The sequence below is a fragment of the Citrobacter sp. CK181 genome, assembly GCF_030333595.1.
Classification (GTDB): domain Bacteria; phylum Pseudomonadota; class Gammaproteobacteria; order Enterobacterales; family Enterobacteriaceae; genus Citrobacter_B; species Citrobacter_B koseri.
Genome location: NZ_JAOWFN010000006.1, coordinates 343,037 through 361,627 on the forward strand (window position 1 = coordinate 343,037; position 18,591 = coordinate 361,627).

General features: G+C 52.8%; 14 protein-coding genes and 1 tRNA gene. 7 read left to right on the top strand and 8 right to left on the bottom strand.

Annotation, left to right across the window (positions count from 1 at the left end; all coding sequences use genetic code 11):
- The first annotated feature begins 1 nt into the window (after position 1).
- Together dpdK and dpdD are read left to right on the top strand one after the other, a co-directional pair.
- A complete protein-coding gene (dpdK, locus tag OGW17_RS02120) occupies positions 2–532 on the top strand; it encodes a phospholipase D-like domain-containing protein DpdK (protein WP_047053963.1) in 531 nt (176 codons plus the stop codon).
- A complete protein-coding gene (gene dpdD / locus OGW17_RS02125) occupies positions 525–2,708 on the top strand; it encodes a protein DpdD (RefSeq protein ID WP_047053961.1) in 2,184 nt (727 codons plus the stop codon). The genes dpdK and dpdD overlap by 8 nt, the downstream gene beginning before the upstream one ends.
- A gap of 23 nt (positions 2,709–2,731) precedes the next feature.
- On the opposite strand, the gene dbpB is transcribed toward dpdD, so the two are convergent.
- The 5 genes from dbpB to OGW17_RS02150 form a co-directional block, all read right to left on the bottom strand.
- Positions 2,732–3,859: a DGQHR domain-containing protein DpdB gene (dbpB, locus tag OGW17_RS02130; RefSeq protein ID WP_047063873.1), complete on the bottom strand. Its 1,128-nt coding sequence runs from the start codon at positions 3,857–3,859 to the stop codon at positions 2,732–2,734.
- Positions 3,856–5,106, bottom strand: coding sequence for a tRNA-guanine transglycosylase DpdA (gene dpdA / locus OGW17_RS02135; RefSeq protein WP_071257406.1), 1,251 nt, complete (start codon positions 5,104–5,106; stop codon positions 3,856–3,858). Before dpdA ends, dbpB begins: the two co-directional genes overlap by 4 nt.
- Before the next feature lie 73 nt (positions 5,107–5,179).
- Positions 5,180–6,031 carry a hypothetical protein gene (locus OGW17_RS02140; protein ID WP_165746557.1) on the bottom strand — a complete coding sequence of 284 codons (852 nt, stop codon included), beginning with the start codon at positions 6,029–6,031 and terminating at the stop codon, positions 5,180–5,182.
- Between the two features lie 539 nt (positions 6,032–6,570).
- Positions 6,571–7,815: a tyrosine-type recombinase/integrase gene (locus OGW17_RS02145; protein WP_049128085.1), complete on the bottom strand. Its 1,245-nt coding sequence runs from the start codon at positions 7,813–7,815 to the stop codon at positions 6,571–6,573.
- Positions 7,816–8,001: 186 nt separating this feature from the next.
- Positions 8,002–8,086, bottom strand: a tRNA-Leu gene (locus OGW17_RS02150).
- Positions 8,087–8,287: 201 nt separating this feature from the next.
- Here OGW17_RS02150 and ahr point away from each other — a divergent pair.
- On the top strand, positions 8,288–9,307 hold the full coding sequence (ahr, locus tag OGW17_RS02155; protein WP_071257404.1) for an NADPH-dependent aldehyde reductase Ahr: 1,020 nt from the start codon (positions 8,288–8,290) through the stop codon (positions 9,305–9,307).
- A gap of 135 nt (positions 9,308–9,442) precedes the next feature.
- Positions 9,443–10,945 carry a helicase HerA-like C-terminal domain-containing protein gene (locus tag OGW17_RS02160; RefSeq protein ID WP_071257402.1) on the top strand — a complete coding sequence of 501 codons (1,503 nt, stop codon included), beginning with the start codon at positions 9,443–9,445 and terminating at the stop codon, positions 10,943–10,945.
- A 107-nt stretch (positions 10,946–11,052) separates the two neighbouring features.
- Here the strand turns inward: OGW17_RS02160 and lptG are convergent, their stop codons facing one another.
- The 3 genes from lptG to ytgA form a co-directional block, all read right to left on the bottom strand.
- Complete coding sequence (gene lptG / locus OGW17_RS02165; protein WP_012134314.1) at positions 11,053–12,135, bottom strand: LPS export ABC transporter permease LptG; 1,083 nt, start codon at positions 12,133–12,135, stop codon at positions 11,053–11,055.
- Entirely contained in the window at positions 12,135–13,235 is a 1,101-nt protein-coding gene (gene lptF, locus OGW17_RS02170) for an LPS export ABC transporter permease LptF (RefSeq protein WP_012134315.1), read from the bottom strand. Before lptF ends, lptG begins: the two co-directional genes overlap by 1 nt.
- 62 nt (positions 13,236–13,297) lie before the next feature.
- Complete coding sequence (ytgA, locus tag OGW17_RS02175; RefSeq protein ID WP_211180521.1) at positions 13,298–13,348, bottom strand: protein YtgA; 51 nt, start codon at positions 13,346–13,348, stop codon at positions 13,298–13,300.
- Between the two features lie 153 nt (positions 13,349–13,501).
- Between ytgA and pepA the strand changes: the two genes are divergently transcribed.
- The 3 genes from pepA to OGW17_RS02190 all read left to right on the top strand — a co-directional run bounded on the left by pepA (position 13,502) and on the right by OGW17_RS02190 (position 18,440).
- Complete coding sequence (gene pepA, locus OGW17_RS02180; RefSeq protein WP_047459338.1) at positions 13,502–15,013, top strand: leucyl aminopeptidase; 1,512 nt, start codon at positions 13,502–13,504, stop codon at positions 15,011–15,013.
- Between the two features lie 128 nt (positions 15,014–15,141).
- The gene (holC, locus tag OGW17_RS02185) at positions 15,142–15,585 is read left to right on the top strand and encodes a DNA polymerase III subunit chi (protein ID WP_071257400.1); all 444 of its coding nucleotides are present in this window, start codon (positions 15,142–15,144) and stop codon (positions 15,583–15,585) included.
- Entirely contained in the window at positions 15,585–18,440 is a 2,856-nt protein-coding gene (locus tag OGW17_RS02190; protein WP_071257397.1) for a valine--tRNA ligase, read from the top strand. The genes holC and OGW17_RS02190 overlap by 1 nt, the downstream gene beginning before the upstream one ends.
- The last annotated feature ends 151 nt before the right edge of the window (positions 18,441–18,591 follow it).

Sequence of the window (18,591 nt, forward strand, 5' to 3'; positions counted from 1 at the left end):
AATGGAAGAACAACGACAAATTTTCCTACATGGCCCACTGGGCCAGCGACATTTGCGGGAAATTCTAAGCGCGCAGTTTAGTGGCTTGATCCTCTACCCAGAACCGATCTGGCTGATCTCACCGTGGATGAGCGACTTTGACGTGATTGATAACCGGGGCGGTCAGTGGAGTTTTCTTGATCCTTCATGGGGGGCCCGGATGGTCAGCTTCCAAGAATTGCTCGCCACCGCCGTCAACAATGGCTGTCCGCTACGCATCGTGACACGTGAAGACACGCGCAGCGTGGTCTTTATCGAGCGACTGTTGACGCGCTTATCGCCCGATCACGACATGCAATACCTATATCACGAGAACCTGCACGCCAAGGGGTTGCTGACCAAACATTTCTTTCTGAAAGGATCCATGAATTACACCTGGAGCGGCGCAAACCTGAACGATGAGCATCTGCTGTTTTCAACTAATAATACGGTGATTTCAGATGCGTTGATTGAATTTAGCGGCCAGTACACCTTTGGAGACACCCATGACTGATACTCCTCAATGGGTGCGTGACTTCTTTGGCAACGGAAATTTACTGAAGCTGGACAGGTTGCTAGAAAACGTTGAAAACGCCTACCCTGCGGACTTAAAAACCGTCTTACTGCCGCTCTACGAGAGCGCGACTGACGCTCAGTGGCCGATCATTCTGCCCTGGTGCGATGCTCATCGCTGGGTATTTTTTGCCGCGGCAGAAACGGATCGCACCACGCTGGAGCTCAGCAATGTGTTGAATGCCAGGCTGGGGTCTGCCGATGTTATTGCCGATAGAAGGGTGACTTTCGTCCCCGCGCAGGGAGCGACATCGCTGTCTGAAACGGCTCTGCTGACGCACTGTCCGGCCGGATTTATCCGGATCGAATTACTGCCCACAAAGCAGAAAGATAAACCAGCAAAAGAGCGGGTCTTCGCCGCGCTCAAAGACGTTATCGCCCTGTTTCGTGATAGGCCATCAATCGTACGCACGGTCAAACGTCCCTTTGGGCGGATCTTGAGTGATTTCATTCTGGCGAATAGCCAAAAAGACGAAGCCACAAGCGACGCTTTACTACAGGAACTGAAGAACAACGGCGCGCTTTCGCGACGCAACCTTATGCTGCTTGAACTCCAGCAGGCGGGTAAGTTAGAGAAGTGGGACACGCTGCTGAATCACGATTCGCTTGCTGATTTGGTTCGGGGACGCATTCCCACAACTCTGATGCGGATGCTGCTGAAAGCATACCAGCAGCGCTTTTTTACACCCGACATCCACGGGTATCCGCAGGCCTCCCCGGCGGATCTTCGCCCGCAATGTCTGGCGCTACACCCTCTGTTTACGCAGATGCCTTTTTTATCCCAGGATGAGGCTGACTTTGCGGCGTGGAAAACCTGGGCCACCGGCGTGATGCTTATTGGCGAAGTCGACCTGCTCAACGCGTTACCAGAACGCCTAAAAACCGACTGGTTGAGTGGATTGCACACCTGGGCCAGTCGGCCGTTCTACGTTGTGAGTCCGTCAGCAGCGACAGCGACGGCGTCGCTCCCGGATACGCTGCAACAGCTTGCCGCATATCTGCAAACCTCCCTGACCGCAACGCAAGAGGAGATTACCGGCTACGCACAAACGCTCCACACGCTTGATCAGCAGTTGATAGAGCAGGCGATGGCGGTACCACTGCTGAAAACACTCATCGAGGAGATCCGCCATCTGACCAATCCGCAAATCGTGGGCTGGGATATCTGTTTCTCCCGACTATGTCAGTCAGAAGTCGACAGCAACAGCCTGGTGCAACTGGTCGCGCTGGAAAGTGAAAACTGGCCCGCCGACTCGTTCCATGAAGCGACGATGCTCCAGTTACTATCAAGTCAGGTTCCACCAGACGCGTTCCCGATCCTGCGTAACGTGATGCCTGCCTTTATTGAATGGCTTGAACGTCATCAGTTCAGTCTGAGTAGTACGACGTGGCTAAAGTGGCTGGATGTTCTTGCGATGGAACAAAGCGTCAGTCAGGCGGATATCAAGCTGGCCACAATGGTGACGGACCGCTTCCTACAAGGCTCTGTTAGCCAGGAAGCGTATCAACAGTCCGGTGCCATGCTGGAACTGATCGTCGAACGCGCCAGTTCATTCCGCAACCTGCCAGCGCTGGGCGAGTTGATCGAACTCTTCCTTGATGCTCCGGTGCAGGATCGGGCGACGCTCACCTCGCTGTGGCTCAGCGTTCAGTCTTTTGTGAGCGGAATATGGGCGCGATTAGATCCGACTACTCGTACAGTGATGCGCAACTTGGCGACTGACGTGCTAGGGGAAGGTGCAGAGCGCGTATTTCCGGCTGAGCAGGATAGCTGTACGGCAGATGCAGAAGATGAATTGCCGGACTTATCCGGAGCCAGAGTGGCGATTTATAGCCTGACAGAAGGCGCGGTAAGACGCGCGAAACGGATGCTGGAAACGCTGTTCCCCGGGATCAGAGTGGAGATCAGCCATGCGCACACTGCAACCGACAAGTTGATTAATCAAGCAAAACAGGCTGATTACTTCATCTTTTCTGCAGGCAGCGCCACTCATCAGGCCTTTTACGCGGTCTCAGCACAGCGCAGAGATTTAATCTACCCTACAGGTAAAGGTGCCGGGTCAATGCTGAACGCGTTTATTGCGCACGTTCAGCAGGTCTCTGCAGTAGTGGCATAAAAAAAGGGGCAAATGCCCCTTTTTTATATATTGGCGTTCGCTGCTTTGATATAACTTGTGACCAGATAATCCGTCACTAATGAGATATCTTTCGACAGGTTCTGCAGTTCATTCCATTTACGGACGATAGGCTGACCATCAATATCCGTACCGAAGTTCCACGCGCCACTACTCCATGCACAAAGCGACTTGATGCGATTTAACTCTTCGACAAAACGAGTATAGGAAGGGATCTCAGTCCAGCCAGGTTCACCTTTATAGTCCTGATGCACCTGATCAATTTCATCCATCAGGCTACCCAGTGCAAGAATACCGACGCCGTGTAATAGGCGGGAATAGCGCGGCTTTTTGTCCCAGTCATCGGTAAACACGGTTTCCACCGCCGACCAGAAGTTATTCAGCAGTTTCACCATCTTCCCTTCATCCCCCAACCCTGTCGCAGGGTCACGGAAGCGATACAATGCTCCCTCACGAAGACTAGCATCGATCATTTTGATCATCGAGTTGTCAGCAATAACCCCATCAGGATTGGTTGCCGTTTTGATGCGCCCCGCAAGTGGACCTTCCCCGAAGTTCAGTCGTTGAGTCAGCAGCGAAGGAAACTTACGCATTTGCAGATCGGATGGCAAACGACCGTGGGTATGCGGTGCCAGTTCGTATAACAACGTTTTGGGCAGCGGTTTTGTGGAGTTAACCAGCATAAACTGCTCGCGTTGTTCTTCTGCATCATTAGCGATAAATGCAGAGACCGGCATCATAAACGAGTCGATTTCCGCATCCCGCAAAGCAGCAGTACGTTGTTGACCATCCACAATAAACCCTGGCTTCTCAAAATCCTTATCTTCGGAGAAAGGTATCACCAGATGCCCCATGTCGCCATTATCTGTAAGCGGTTCAAAACGCACACGCTTATCAAAAGCGATAATCACCGGGTTTGGTATCATCGGGTTTTTACTCTCAATATAGCGCTGAATTTCGCGAATATGGTTACGTACTTCTGGACGCTGATAACCAACCAAATTCTCTTCACCGCGACGAATTCGCGAAATCGCTGCAATTTTGCTGATCTGTTTACCTTCTATCGCAAGGCTATAGAGTTGCCTCTCCTCACCCTGTCGGATTCGCAGGGCGGGAACACGATATTCACTCATGACAGTTCCTCTGAGCGTAATGACAATGTGTGCTGTAAACGGTTGTACAACACCTGAATATTATGGAAACCGCGGCGACGGTTACGTTCTGCTCCGCGGAAAATGATGACGTTGATACCGATGGCCTGGCAAATATTGCACTGGCATTGTTTCCAAGGACGTTCTCCCAGCGTACGCTCATAATCCGCACGGATTTTATCGGCCTCTTTTTCACCCGAATGGAGGCGTTCATATGCCAGGACTGCATCAAGAGTTTTCTCAAGGGACAAAGCCCCTTTATCATATTCAAACAGGGCAGTCATGGCATCCTTTTCCAGATGTCGTGCAATATCCTGATCAATCACGCCAGATTTTATTTTGCGACTCAAGCTTGGATTCGCATCAAACTGAGGGACACGCACAGCGGTATAGGCCGGGCCATCAGGCGTATGATAGTTGTTTTTCCGATCTTTGAAGGCTTGCTGCAGCGGTGTTGTTGAGTCAATACTGGTCACACCAAACTTGATAAAGTCGGCGAAACTCTCTGGACGGGCAATGCCAAGCAAGTGAACACGTGTATCACTTTTCAGCAGCGGTTTAATCTCTTCGAGAGTCTCAAGGATCTGCGCCGTTTTCAACGGCACCATCCCCCCCATGGTGATATTTCTGTATCCCATGGCCAGCAGGGCCTCTACAGACTGACGATAGGAAGTTTTGCTCCATCCATGTGCAACGCCAAAGGGGGTGAAACAGGACTTTTGAGACTTATTTAAAAACTCTTGAGCCAAGGTCAGCGTGATATCCTGGCGTCGGCGACACTCAGTCAATACTTCGCCACTGAATACCTCACCAGGTTTTTCATAGCCAAAAACGATATGATCGAGAGAAACGCCATGGTTAAAGCGGGAAGTTTCGTAAAACTCAATCACCTCTTCCACACGGTATGGCGGGACGTCCTGATTAACATAGGTGAAGGCTCCGCAATCACCCATAGTTTCCATATTTTCCGGCAGACGGAAAAAGTGCTTCATTCCATTACGAAAGTAACGCAAACGCTGGGCACGAGTATATTTGCTCTCGCCGCCGCCAAGACCATCAACTACAGCTTTAGAAACCAGCATACCATCGTAAGGATGAGGAAAAACCTCATGCGGATACTGATCGTCACGTTGACGCACGCGATGTTCGTTACGCGTTTCGCGGAAGAAGTCGAAACTGGGATCGATAAAATCCTGACTATCAGGGAAAAAATACTTTAGCTTCGACAACTTACTCTCCTGTGACGCCACTGCAAAGCCTCAAAAAACGGGGGATTCTACCATGAAACCCAGGCAAGTAGCATTAAGGTTTAGCCTCTCTCAGGGCCATAAACTCAGCCCGAAAACGTTTTTCCTCAAATGAATTTCCCGAGTCACGAAATTCACGCAACGCGTGTGTTGCACTGATACCAGGATTTTTTTCCATAATCTTTAAAATGAAAGACTTAACTTCCTCCGGACTACGACGAATTCCTTTTTTCACTTCACGCTCAGGTAACTCCTTGAGTTCTTCTATTAACTTTTGAGATAACTCATTTAAATCATTGAGTTGTTTTGACGTAAATTCCTTCACAATGTATTTTGCCACACTGATATTAAGCATGAGCATATTGCATCTCAGCCACTGAGCCATATTTTGGTTGGTTTTGAAAAGGTATGTAGTTAACCTACCATTGATTTTTTTGGAAGTTATAATAAGCAGTTGTTTTTTCGCATCAACTAGATACTCAAGACCATTAATGATATCTAGTTCAATTGCATTAATATAATCTGGAGAGCCACAGATAATATAATAGTCTCTTTTTCTTTTTTTCATTAATTCTACAATAGATGTAGGATGCTTAGATTTAAAAATAGATCTATTGGTTATTTCTTTCCACCATGTTCTATGAAAACTTTTCCCTACATATTCTTGAGAATACAATGGTATTGATTCGTCATATCCAACAGCAAAGGTCGCTTTATAAGGTACAACATTGTCTTTGTGGTGAAGGAGTCCTAAACCAGCAGAAAGAATCCATAAATCAATAGGATAATCATCTAAGATGGCTTTAGCCGTCGCCCAGTGCCCACCTTTATAAAGATCCTCTGCACATACAGTTGCATATGTAGAAATAGCTTCATTCAGAGCATTGCACCAAGAATTCACGAGCACATTTGAAGGGGTTCGGCCTGATGAAAATTGACTCAGACTCAATATATCCCTACTACCGTAGTGTTTGCCGTTTGTACATGTGGTTATTAAGTTGATGTTGCTCACAATCGCCCCCCAGAATCGTGTTACACAAGCTACAGGAGAAAAAAGGGGATGACAAGAAGGGAGTAATCAGTCCCTGAAAAAATTTTCAGGGACTGATGTTAGTGAGGAATATACTCGAAATACTCATCTTGAGAATGAGAACATCTTTGGCATCGCCTCAGAATACCTTTTTCCTCAAGAGAGAGACAAAAATTTAGACATGACTCAAGAAGGACGTCAGAATTTTCGTTTTTATCTTTAGAAATCAATGCCCTAGCGAGTGTGTCATAACTAAAACCTCCCGTTGAGTGCGATACAATGCTCATCGCAAGTTGAGTATCGAAAGTTTTCATAGTGCACCTCTGAGTCGCCAGAATAATACAGTTATAAAAAAGTATGGGTTATAGTTCAAGCCGGCTTTTCAAATTCGAACATAGCAAGCATCAGGAATTAGACTACTTGCCAAAGTCATAAGGGCTAACTTCGCTTTCCCTATTCGCATCCAAAAAATCAGCCCACCACTGCAGCATCAGTCGCCGTTCATCAAGATGTTCGGCCTTATGAATGTAAGCTGCGCGTACTGAGTTACGTTCCATATGGCTCATCTGCCTTTCCACTGCATCCCTCGACCACAATCCAGACTCGATCAATGAACTACAGGCCATTGTCCTGAAACCGTGCCCACAAACCTCTACCTTCGTGTCATAACCCATAACGCGCAGCGCCTTGTTCACCGTGTTTTCACTCATCGGTTTGCGATGGTCATGATCGCCGATGAAAACAAAATCGCGATCACCACTAAGTTTGTAAACATCTTTAAGAATTGCTAAAGCTTGATGAGAAAGCGGCACCAGATGAGGCGTACGCATTTTTGAACCACGCTGTGAATGCTTTACTCCTTCAATAGCTTCGCGCTCTGCAGGTATTGTCCACATTGATGTTTCGAAATCGATCTCAGACCAACGGGCAAAGCGTAGTTCACTTGAACGAATGAATACCAAGAGCGTGAGTTCGACGGCAAGTCTAGTAAGAGGTCTACCGGTATAACTATCTATGCGCCGTAATAGTTCTGGGATTCGCTTCAACTGAAGAGCAGGTCGATGCTGCCTGTTACTTGAAGCAACAGCGCCAACTATCTCCTGCGCGGGGTTATAGTCCAGTAAACCACTCTGTACGGCATAGCGCATAATTGCCGTAGTTCGCTGTTGTAATCGTGAAGCAACCTCAAGCCGTCCTGACAGTTCTACCGCTTTGATTGGGGCCAGCAGGTCTCTAGTTTTAAGATCAGCGATTTTCCGCTTACCTATGGCAGGGAAGAGATTATCCTCCAGGCTTTTAAGCACTCGTCGACTATGTTCTTCCGACCACTTTTTATTTGTGGCATGCCACTCAATAGCAAGCTGCTCAAAAGTACGTGCTTCCTCCTGCTCAATCTTATCATTTTTCTTTTTATCTCCCGGATCGATGCCGTTTGCTAAAAGCTTACGAGCGTCATCGCGACGAGCTCTGGCATCTGCAAGAGATACGTCAGGGTAAACACCTAAAGCCAGCATCTTTTGCTTTCCGCCATAGCGGTACTGCAGACGCCAGTATCTTGAACCATTTGGGTGGACGAGAAGATGCATACCATTGCCATCGGTCAGTTTGTATTGCTTATCCGTTGGCTTGGCAGTTCTGACCTTGATATCTGTTAACGCCATGCTTATGCCCTCCCTGTTGGTACAAGCGTTATCGAACCGGAAATACCATCATCTGTACCAACATCTGTTGGTAGATGTACGTTGAAACCGATTGACCTTAAGAGAGTTAATATAGCGGGAATGATGGGTAAATACTGGATTTCAGGCACAAAAAAAGACGTCCGTTGACGTCTATTGATGTTCCGATGGTGCCGAAGGCCGGACTCGAACCGGCACGTATTTCTACGGTTGATTTTGAATCAACTGCGTCTACCGATTTCGCCACTTCGGCACTGAAGAGGTATGCGGAAAACGTTGTGGATTATACCTGTCACACGCCACCATGCAAGCGGTAGCATATGCCCGGCTCGCTAAGTGTTGAAAAAATCAGCACAACCCTACGGCTGGCACCTCCTTAACCCCTCCTTCTGCGAAGCGACTCCGTTTCCCATGCTCTACACTTCCAGTTCAACACCACACTGAGGGAAACACGATGTCTATTATAAAAAGCTATGCCGCAAAAAAGGCGGGCAGCGAACTTGAACTCTATGAATATGATGCGGGTGAACTCAAGCCGGAAGATGTTGAGGTACAGGTAGATTACTGCGGTATCTGCCACTCCGATCTGTCGATGATCGACAACGAATGGGGCTTTTCTCAGTATCCGCTGGTTGCCGGGCATGAGGTGATTGGCCGAGTCGTGGCACTCGGCAGCGCCGCGCAGGATAAAGGTCTGAAGGTAGGTCAACGCGTCGGGATTGGCTGGACGGCGCGCAGTTGCGGGCACTGCGATGCCTGTATCAGCGGCAATCAGATTAACTGTCTGGAAGGATCGGTGCCAACCATCCTCAATCGCGGCGGCTTTGCCGAGAAGCTGCGAGCAGACTGGCAATGGGTGATCCCGCTTCCAGAAAGCATCGATATTGAATCCGCAGGCCCTCTGCTGTGCGGCGGCATCACCGTCTTCAAACCGCTGCTGATGCACCACGTTACCGCCACCAGTCGCGTTGGGGTGATCGGTATCGGCGGCCTCGGCCATATCGCCATTAAGCTGCTACACGCGATGGGCTGCGAGGTTACCGCATTCAGCTCCAGCCCGGCCAAAGAACAGGAAGTGCTGGCGATGGGCGCCGATAAAGTGGTCAACAGCCGCGATCCAGAGGCGTTGAAAGCGCTGGCAGGTCAATTTGATCTCATCCTCAACACCGTCAATGTCGATCTCGACTGGCAGCCTTACTTCGAAGCGCTGGCCTATGGCGGCAACTTCCACACCGTTGGCGCGGTGCTGAAGCCGCTACCGGTTCCGGCGTTTACCCTGATTGCAGGCGATCGCAGCATCTCCGGTTCGGCAACCGGTACGCCGTATGAACTGCGCAAGTTGATGAAATTTGCCGGGCGCAGCAAGGTCTCGCCGACGACTGAGCTGTTCCCGATGTCGCAAATCAACGAGGCCATCCAGCACGTTCGTGACGGTAAAGCTCGCTACCGTGTGGTACTGCAAGCCGACTTTTGATTGCCTTCACCGGGCGGCATTCGCTGCCCGGTTTTGCTCCCCCTTTTGGAATTCTTCTCGCAATCTCCGCAATTTAGCGGTGAAGAGTACGCCGCAGTTGCCTATACTCCAGGCAGGATAAATGGAGAAAATCTCATGAGTGCACCCCTGTTAATTGCCCGCACGCTGGAAAGCGAACTGTTCCTGTTGCCGGGCATGACCAACCGTCACGGGCTGATTACCGGCGCAACCGGAACCGGCAAAACGGTTACCCTGCAAAAACTGGCTGAGTCCCTATCAGACATCGGCGTTCCGGTATTTATGGCGGATGTGAAAGGTGACTTAACCGGCGTCGCGCAGGAAGGCGAACCTTCTGAAAAACTGCTCGCACGGCTGAAAAATATCGGCATCACCGACTGGCAACCGCACGCGAATCCGGTGGTGCTGTGGGATATTTTTGGCGAAAAAGGTCATCCACTACGGGCGACCGTCTCCGATCTTGGGCCGCTATTGCTGGCTCGCCTGCTGAACCTGAACGAGGTGCAGTCCGGCGTGCTGAATATTATCTTCCGCATCGCCGATGACCAGGGGCTGTTGCTGCTGGACTTTAAAGACCTGCGGGCGATCACGCAGTATATCGGTGATAATACCAAATCCTTCCAGAACCAGTATGGCAATATCAGCAGCGCATCGGTCGGGGCGATCCAGCGCGGGTTGCTGTCGCTGGAACAGCAAGGCGCGGCGCACTTCTTCGGCGAACCGATGCTGGACATCAAAGACTGGATGCGTACCGATGCCAACAGCAAAGGCATTATCAACATCCTTAGCGCCGAAAAACTCTACCAGATGCCCAAACTGTATGCTGCCAGCCTGCTGTGGATGCTCTCCGAACTGTATGAGCAACTGCCGGAAGCGGGCGATCTGGAGAAACCGAAGCTGGTGTTCTTCTTCGACGAAGCTCACCTGCTGTTCAACGACGCTCCGCAGGTGCTGCTGGATAAAATCGAACAGGTTATCCGCCTGATTCGCTCCAAAGGCGTGGGCGTCTGGTTCGTCTCACAGAATCCTTCCGATATCCCGGACAACGTGCTCGGTCAGTTAGGCAACCGCGTACAGCACGCCCTGCGCGCCTTCACCCCTAAAGATCAGAAAGCGGTGAAAGCCGCCGCGCAAACCATGCGGGCGAATCCGGCGTTTGATACCGAGAAAGCGATTCAGGAACTGGGCACCGGCGAGGCGCTGATCTCCTTCCTGGATGCCAAAGGCAGCCCGTCAGTGGTTGAACGAGCAATGGTCATCGCGCCGTGCTCACGCATGGGGCCGGTGACGGACGATGAGCGTAACGGGCTTATCAATCACTCCTCGCTGTACGGCAAATATGAAGACGAAGTCGATCGCGAATCGGCGTATGAAATGCTGCAAAAAGGCGTTCAGGCTACCACCGAGCAGCAAAACAATCCGCCAGCAAAAGGCAAAGAAGTCGCCGTTGATGACGGAATTCTTGGCGGGCTGAAAGAGATATTGTTTGGCAGTACCGGGCCACGCGGCGGCAAACGGGATGGTGTGGTGCAGAGCGTCGCCAAAAGCGCAGCGCGTCAGGTAACGAACCAAATTATCCGGGGGATGTTAGGTAGCCTGATGGGCGGTAGAAAACGCTAGCAGAAGGAATCCTGGTTTGCTAAGCGCAGCGCCTGATGGCGCTGCGCCGTATCTGGCCGGATAGCGGCGTAAACGCCTTATCCGGCCAACAACGAGAGAGATCAATTTTACGACTTACGCATCATCAGCCAGAGGCTAATCAGGAAGAACGAGGCGCTTGGCAGCAGCGCGCCGATAATCGGCGGAATGCCATAAACCAGCGTCAGCGGGCCGAAAATCTGGTCCAGAACGTAGAAGACGAAACCAAAGCTGATCCCGGTCACCACACGCACGCCCATCGGCACGCTACGCAGCGGGCCAAAAATGAACGACAGCGCCATCAACATCATTACCGCCACGGAAAGCGGCTGGAAGATTTTACTCCACATATTGAGCTGATAACGTCCGGCGTCCTGGCCGCTCGACTTCAGATACTTCACATAGTTATGCAAACCGCTGATGGAGAGCGCATCCGGGTCCAGCGCCACCACGCCCAGTTTGTCCGGCGTGAGGTTGGTTTTCCAGGTGCCGCTCACGGTCTGCGAACCGGTGATCTGTTTCGGGTCTTTCAGGTCAGACTCGTCCACCTGCGACAGACGCCAGACCTTGTTGTCTGCGTCGAACTTCGCAGACGCGGCATAACGCACTGACTGTAAGCGACGCTGATCGTTAAAGGCGTAGATGCTAATGCCCGCCAGCTCTTCGTCGCCCTTCACCCGCTCGATATAGACGAAATTGTTGCCATCTTTCGCCCACAGGCCTTGCTGAGTAGAGAGCAGCGAACCGCCGTACATCGCCTGCGCACGGTAGTTACGCGCCATCTGTTCGCCCTGCGGAGCGACCCATTCACCGATGGCCATTGTCAACAGCACCAGTGGAATAGCGGTTTTCATCACCGACAGCGCCACCTGCATCCGGGTGAAACCCGAAGCCTGCATCACCACCAGTTCACTGCGCTGCGCCAGCATCCCCAGCCCCAGCAGCGCACCAAGCAGCGCCGCCATCGGGAAGAAAATCTGCACATCTTTCGGCACGCTGAGCAGGGTATACATCCCCGCGCCCAGCGCATCGTAGCTCCCCTGCCCGGCTTTTTTAAGCTGGTCAACAAACTTGATGATGCCGGAGAGCGACACCAGCATGAACAACGTCATCATGATGGTGGTGAAAATGGTTTTACCGATATAGCGGTCAAGTACACCAAACGGCTGCATTATACCGCTCCTTTACGCAGAAGACGGGCGCGCAGGCGGCGTACCGGCACCGTATCCCAAAGGTTCAGACCAACCGCCAACGCCAGATAGATCAGGTTGACCGCCCACATCCAGATAACCGGATCCAGTTTGCCCTTACCGCCGTTCGATTTCAGGGAGGTTTGCAGGAGGAAGAACAGCAGATACAGCAGCATAGCCGGCAGCATCGACAGCACGCGCCCCTGTCGCGGGTTAACCACGCTCAGCGGTACAACCATCAGCGCCATCATAAATACGGTGAATACCAGCGTAATACGCCAGTGCAGTTCCGCACGGGCGCGATTGGTATCGGTCTGCCACAGCGTGCGCATATCCATCTGATCGGTATCGTTCGGGTCCAGCGCAACGGCCTGATGACCAATAATCGCCTGATAGTTCTGGAAATCGGTGATGCGGAAGTCACGCAGCAGGGCAGTGCCTTCAAAGCGCGTCCCTTTGTTCAACGTCACAACCTGGGAGCCGTCGCGCAATTGCGTCAGATGTCCAGAATCGGCCACCACCACAGAAGGACGGGCGTTGCCTTTCGGGCGGATTTGCGCAAGGAACACATCTTTAAAATCGCTGCCGTCAACGCTTTCAATAAACAGCACGGCGCTGCCATTGGTCGCCTGCTGGAACTGCCCTTGTGCCAGCGCGGCCATGCCAGGATTGGCTTTTGCTTCCGCCAGTACCTCATCCTGGTGTCTGGATGACCAGGGCCCCGCCCACATGACGTTGACAGCGGCGACGACGCCGGTAAACAGCGCCAGCACCATCGCGGCTTTCACCAGCACAGCCCGGCTCAGACCACAGGCATGCATGACCGTTATTTCGCTTTCGGTATACAGTTTGCCCAGCGTCATCAACAGCCCGAGGAACAGGCTTAACGGCAGGATGAGCTGCGCCATTTCCGGCACGCCCAGCCCCAGTAGCGAGAGCACCAGATTTGCCGGAATGTCACCGTCAACCGCCGCCCCGAGGATCCTCACTAGCTTTTGACAAAAGAAGATCAAAAGCAGGATGAAAAGAATCGCCAGTTGGCTTTTGAGCGTCTCCCGCACCAGATATCTTATGATTATCACTTTAAATACGCCCGTAAAAACTCGTCTTTTGCAGGAATTTAGCTTGTTTCATGGCTTAAACGTCATTTATTCTCTTGAGTCGTCGAAATCGTCGCTAAAATTATTATACTCAGCGGATTCGCCACTCAGAACGCGTTCTGACGTGCCAATGCCGTAATAACGTTAAGATTAACACGAAGTCACCGCAACTGCGGACATGAGTTACGAAAGCTTGCAATTCTAACTGTAGCCGCCGCCGTTGTCTTTAAGATTCAGGAGCGTAGTGCATGGAGTTCAGTGTAAAAAGCGGTAGCCCGGAGAAACAGCGGAGTGCCTGCATCGTCGTGGGCGTCTTTGAACCACGCCGCCTTTCTCCGATTGCAGAACAGCTCGATAAAATCAGCGACGGGTACATCAGCGCCCTGCTGCGTCGTGGTGAACTGGAAGGAAAACCGGGGCAGACCCTGTTGCTGCACCATGTTCCTAACGTTCTTTCCGAGCGAATCCTCCTCATTGGTTGTGGTAAAGAGCGCGAGCTCGATGAGCGCCAGTACAAGCAGGTCATTCAGAAAACCATCAATACGCTGAATGACACCGGCTCAATGGAAGCGGTCTGCTTCCTGACCGAACTGCACGTCAAAGGCCGCAACAACTACTGGAAAGTACGTCAGGCTGTCGAAACGGCCAAAGAGACGCTGTACAGCTTTGATCAACTGAAGACCAACAAGAGCGAGCCGCGTCGCCCGCTGCGTAAAATGGTCTTCAACGTGCCGACCCGCCGTGAGCTGACCAGCGGCGAGCGTGCGATCCAACACGGTCTGGCGATTGCCGCCGGGATTAAAGCAGCGAAAGATCTCGGCAATATGCCGCCGAATATCTGTAATGCCGCCTACCTGGCCTCTCAGGCGCGCCAGTTGGCCGACAGCTACAGCAAGAACGTCATCACCCGCGTCATCGGCGAACAGCAGATGAAAGAGCTGGGTATGCACTCTTATCTGGCGGTCGGTCACGGTTCGCAGAACGAATCGCTGATGTCGGTTATCGAATACAAAGGCAACCCGTCCGAAGACGCGCGTCCGGTTGTGCTGGTCGGCAAAGGGCTAACCTTTGACTCCGGCGGCATCTCCATCAAGCCTGCCGAAGGCATGGACGAGATGAAGTACGATATGTGCGGTGCGGCGGCAGTGTACGGCGTGATGCGCATGGTCGCGGAACTTCAGTTGCCGATTAACGTCATCGGCGTGCTGGCAGGCTGCGAAAACATGCCTGGCGGGCGAGCGTATCGTCCGGGTGACGTGCTGACCACCATGTCCGGCCAGACGGTCGAAGTGCTGAACACCGATGCCGAAGGCCGCCTGGTACTGTGCGACGTGTTAACCTACGTTGAGCGTTTTGAGCCGGAAGCGGTGATTGACGTCGCGACCCTGACGGGCGCCTGCGTGATTGCGCTGGGCCATCACATCACCGGTCTGATGTCGAACCACAATCCGCTGGCGCATGAGCTGATTAGCGCGTCTGAACAGGCGGGCGACCGCGCATGGCGCTTGCCGTTGGGCGATGAGTTCCAGGAACAACTGGAGTCTAACTTTGCGGATATGGCGAACATCGGCGGCCGTCCTGGTGGTGCTATCACCGCCGGTTGCTTCCTGTCGCGCTTTACCCGTAAGTACAACTGGGCGCACCTGGACATCGCCGGCACCGCATGGCGTTCCGGTAAAGCGAAAGGCGCAACCGGTCGTCCGGTGGCGTTGCTGTCGCAGTTCCTGCTCAATCGCGCGGGTTTTAACGGCGAAGAGTAAGTTTGCATGATTGCCGGATGGCGACGCATATGCGCCTTATCCGGCCTACATGGAGTATTTAACCGTAGGCCGGATAAGCGTAGCGCCATCCGGCTTCGCATTTAAATTCACCACAAGAAGCCCCATATATGAAGAATGCAACGTTCTATATTCTGGACAATGACACCACCGTTGATGGCCTGAGCGCCGTTGAACAACTGGTGTGCGACATTGCCGCAGAACGTTGGCGCAGTGGTAAACGCGTGCTGATTGCCTGTGAAGACGAAAAACAGGCCATCCGTCTGGATGAAGCGCTGTGGGCAAGACCGCCGGAGAGTTTTGTCCCGCATAATCTGGCGGGAGAAGGTCCGCGCGGCGGCGCGCCGGTGGAAATCGCCTGGCCGCAAAAACGCAACAGCAGCCCGCGTGATATTCTGATCAGCCTGCGTACTGGCTTTGCAGATTTTGCCACCGCTTTCACAGAAGTGATAGACTTTGTCCCTTACGAAGAAACTTTGAAACAACTGGCGCGCGAACGCTACAAAGCCTACCGCGTGGCTGGTTTTAACCTGAATACGGCAACCTGGAAATAATGGAAAAGACATATAACCCACAAGATATCGAACAGCCGCTTTACGAGCACTGGGAGCAGCAGGGCTACTTTAAGCCGAATGGCGATGAAAGCCAGGAAAGCTTCTGCATCATGATCCCGCCGCCAAACGTCACCGGCAGTTTGCATATGGGTCACGCCTTCCAGCAAACCATCATGGATACCCTGATCCGCTATCAGCGCATGCAGGGTAAAAACACCCTGTGGCAGGTCGGTACTGACCACGCCGGGATCGCTACCCAGATGGTGGTTGAGCGCAAGATTGCCGCAGAAGAGGGTAAAACCCGCCACGACTATGGCCGCGATGCCTTCATCGACAAAATCTGGCAGTGGAAAGCGGAATCCGGCGGCACCATTACCCGTCAGATGCGCCGTCTGGGCAACTCCGTGGACTGGGAGCGCGAACGCTTCACCATGGACGAAGGTCTTTCCAATGCCGTGAAAGAAGTGTTTGTCCGCCTGTACAAAGAAGATCTGATTTACCGTGGCAAGCGCCTGGTCAACTGGGACCCGAAACTGCGCACCGCGATCTCTGACCTGGAAGTGGAAAACCGCGAGTCCAAAGGCTCTATGTGGCACATCCGCTATCCGCTGGCTGACGGTGCGAAAACCGCAGACGGTAAAGATTACCTGGTGGTCGCCACCACCCGCCCGGAAACCCTGCTGGGCGATACTGGCGTGGCCGTCAACCCGGAAGATCCGCGTTATAAAGATCTGATTGGCAAATTCGTGGTGCTGCCGCTGGTGAACCGTCGTATTCCGATCGTGGGCGACGAGCATGCCGACATGGAAAAAGGCACCGGCTGCGTGAAGATCACCCCGGCGCACGACTTTAACGACTATGAGGTGGGCCGTCGTCATCAGCTTCCGATGATCAATATTCTGACCTTTGACGGCGATATCCGTGAAAGCGCGGAAGTGTATGACACCAAAGGCGAAGAGTCCGACGTTTACTCCAACGAAATCCCGGCTGAGTTCCAGAAACTGGAGCGCTTTGCCGCACGTAAAGCAGTGGTTGCCGCTATCGATGCCCTCGGCCTGCTGGAAGAGATTAAACCGCACGACCTGACCGTTCCTTACGGCGACCGTGGCGGCGTGGTTATCGAACCAATGCTGACCGACCAGTGGTACGTACGTGCCGACGTGCTGGCAAAACCGGCGGTGGAAGCGGTAGAGAACGGCGATATCCAGTTCGTGCCAAAACAGTACGAAAACATGTACTTCTCCTGGATGCGTGACATTCAGGACTGGTGTATCTCCCGTCAGCTGTGGTGGGGCCACCGCATCCCGGCATGGTACGACGACGCGGGCAACGTCTACGTTGGCCGTAGCGAAGACGAAGTGCGTCAGGAAAACAACCTGAGCGCCGACGTTGCGCTGCGTCAGGACGACGACGTACTGGACACCTGGTTCTCTTCCGCGCTATGGACCTTCTCGACTCTCGGCTGGCCGGAAAACACCGACGCGCTGCGTCAGCTCCACCCGACCAGCGTGATGGTCTCCGGTTTCGACATCATCTTCTTCTGGATTGCCCGCATGATCATGATGACCATGCACTTCATCAAAGATGAAAACGGCAAGCCGCAGGTACCGTTCAAGACCGTCTACATGACCGGTCTGATTCGCGATGACGAAGGCCAGAAGATGTCCAAATCCAAGGGTAACGTTATCGACCCGCTGGATATGGTTGACGGCATTTCCCTGCCGGATCTGCTGGAAAAACGTACCGGCAACATGATGCAGCCGCAGTTGGCTGAGAAGATCGCCAAACGTACCGAGAAACAATTCCCGGACGGCATTGAGCCGCACGGTACTGACGCCCTGCGTTTCACCCTGGCGGCGCTGGCCTCTACCGGCCGCGACATCAACTGGGATATGAAGCGTCTGGAAGGCTACCGTAACTTCTGTAACAAGCTGTGGAACGCCAGCCGCTTTGTGCTGATGAATACCGAAGATCAGGATTGCGGCTTCAACGGCGGCGAGATGACCCTGTCACTGGCAGACCGCTGGATCCTGGCGGAATTCAATCAGACCATCAAAGCGTACCGCGAAGCGCTGGACAGCTTCCGCTTCGATATCGCAGCGGGCATTCTGTACGAGTTCACCTGGAACCAGTTCTGCGACTGGTATCTGGAGCTGACCAAGCCGGTCATGAACGGCGGCTCTGAAGCAGAACTGCGCGGCACCCGCAACACACTGGTCACCGTGCTGGAAGGTCTGCTGCGCCTGGCGCATCCGATCATCCCGTTCATCACCGAGACCATCTGGCAGCGTGTGAAAGTGATTTCCGGCATTACCGCCGACACCATCATGCTGCAACCGTTCCCGCAGTACGATGCCTCCCAGGTGGATGAAGCCGCGCTGGCCGATACCGAATGGCTGAAGCAGGCGATCGTTGCCGTACGTAACATCCGTGCGGAAATGAATATCGCGCCGGGCAAACCGCTGGAACTGCTGCTGCGTGGTTGCAGCGAAGAGGCGATTCGCCGCGTGAACGACAACCGCAGCTTCCTGCTGAACCTGGCGCGTCTGGAAAGCATCACCGTGCTGCCAGCCGATGACAAAGGTCCGGTTTCCGTGACGAAGATTATCGATGGCGCCGAACTGCTGATCCCGATGGCGGGGCTGATTGACAAAGAAGCCGAGCTGGCGCGTCTGGCGAAAGAAGTGGCGAAGGTCGAAGCTGAAATTGGCCGCATTGAAGGCAAGCTGGCGAACGAAGGTTTTGTCGCCCGCGCACCGGAAGCGGTGATCGCCAAAGAGCGTGAGAAACTGGAAAACTACGCGGAAGCGAAAGCGAAGCTGATTGAACAGCAGGCGGTTATCGCGGCGCTGTAAAGAGAGTGCCTGACTGTTTGCCGGATGGCGCTACGCTTATCCGGCCTACAGGCATCTTCAGTGCATCCGACACCACAGACGATAAAAGCCTCTGACGCACTCGCTAAGAGGCTTTTTATTGAATTATCCTCGCTTGCACTCCCCCTCCCCG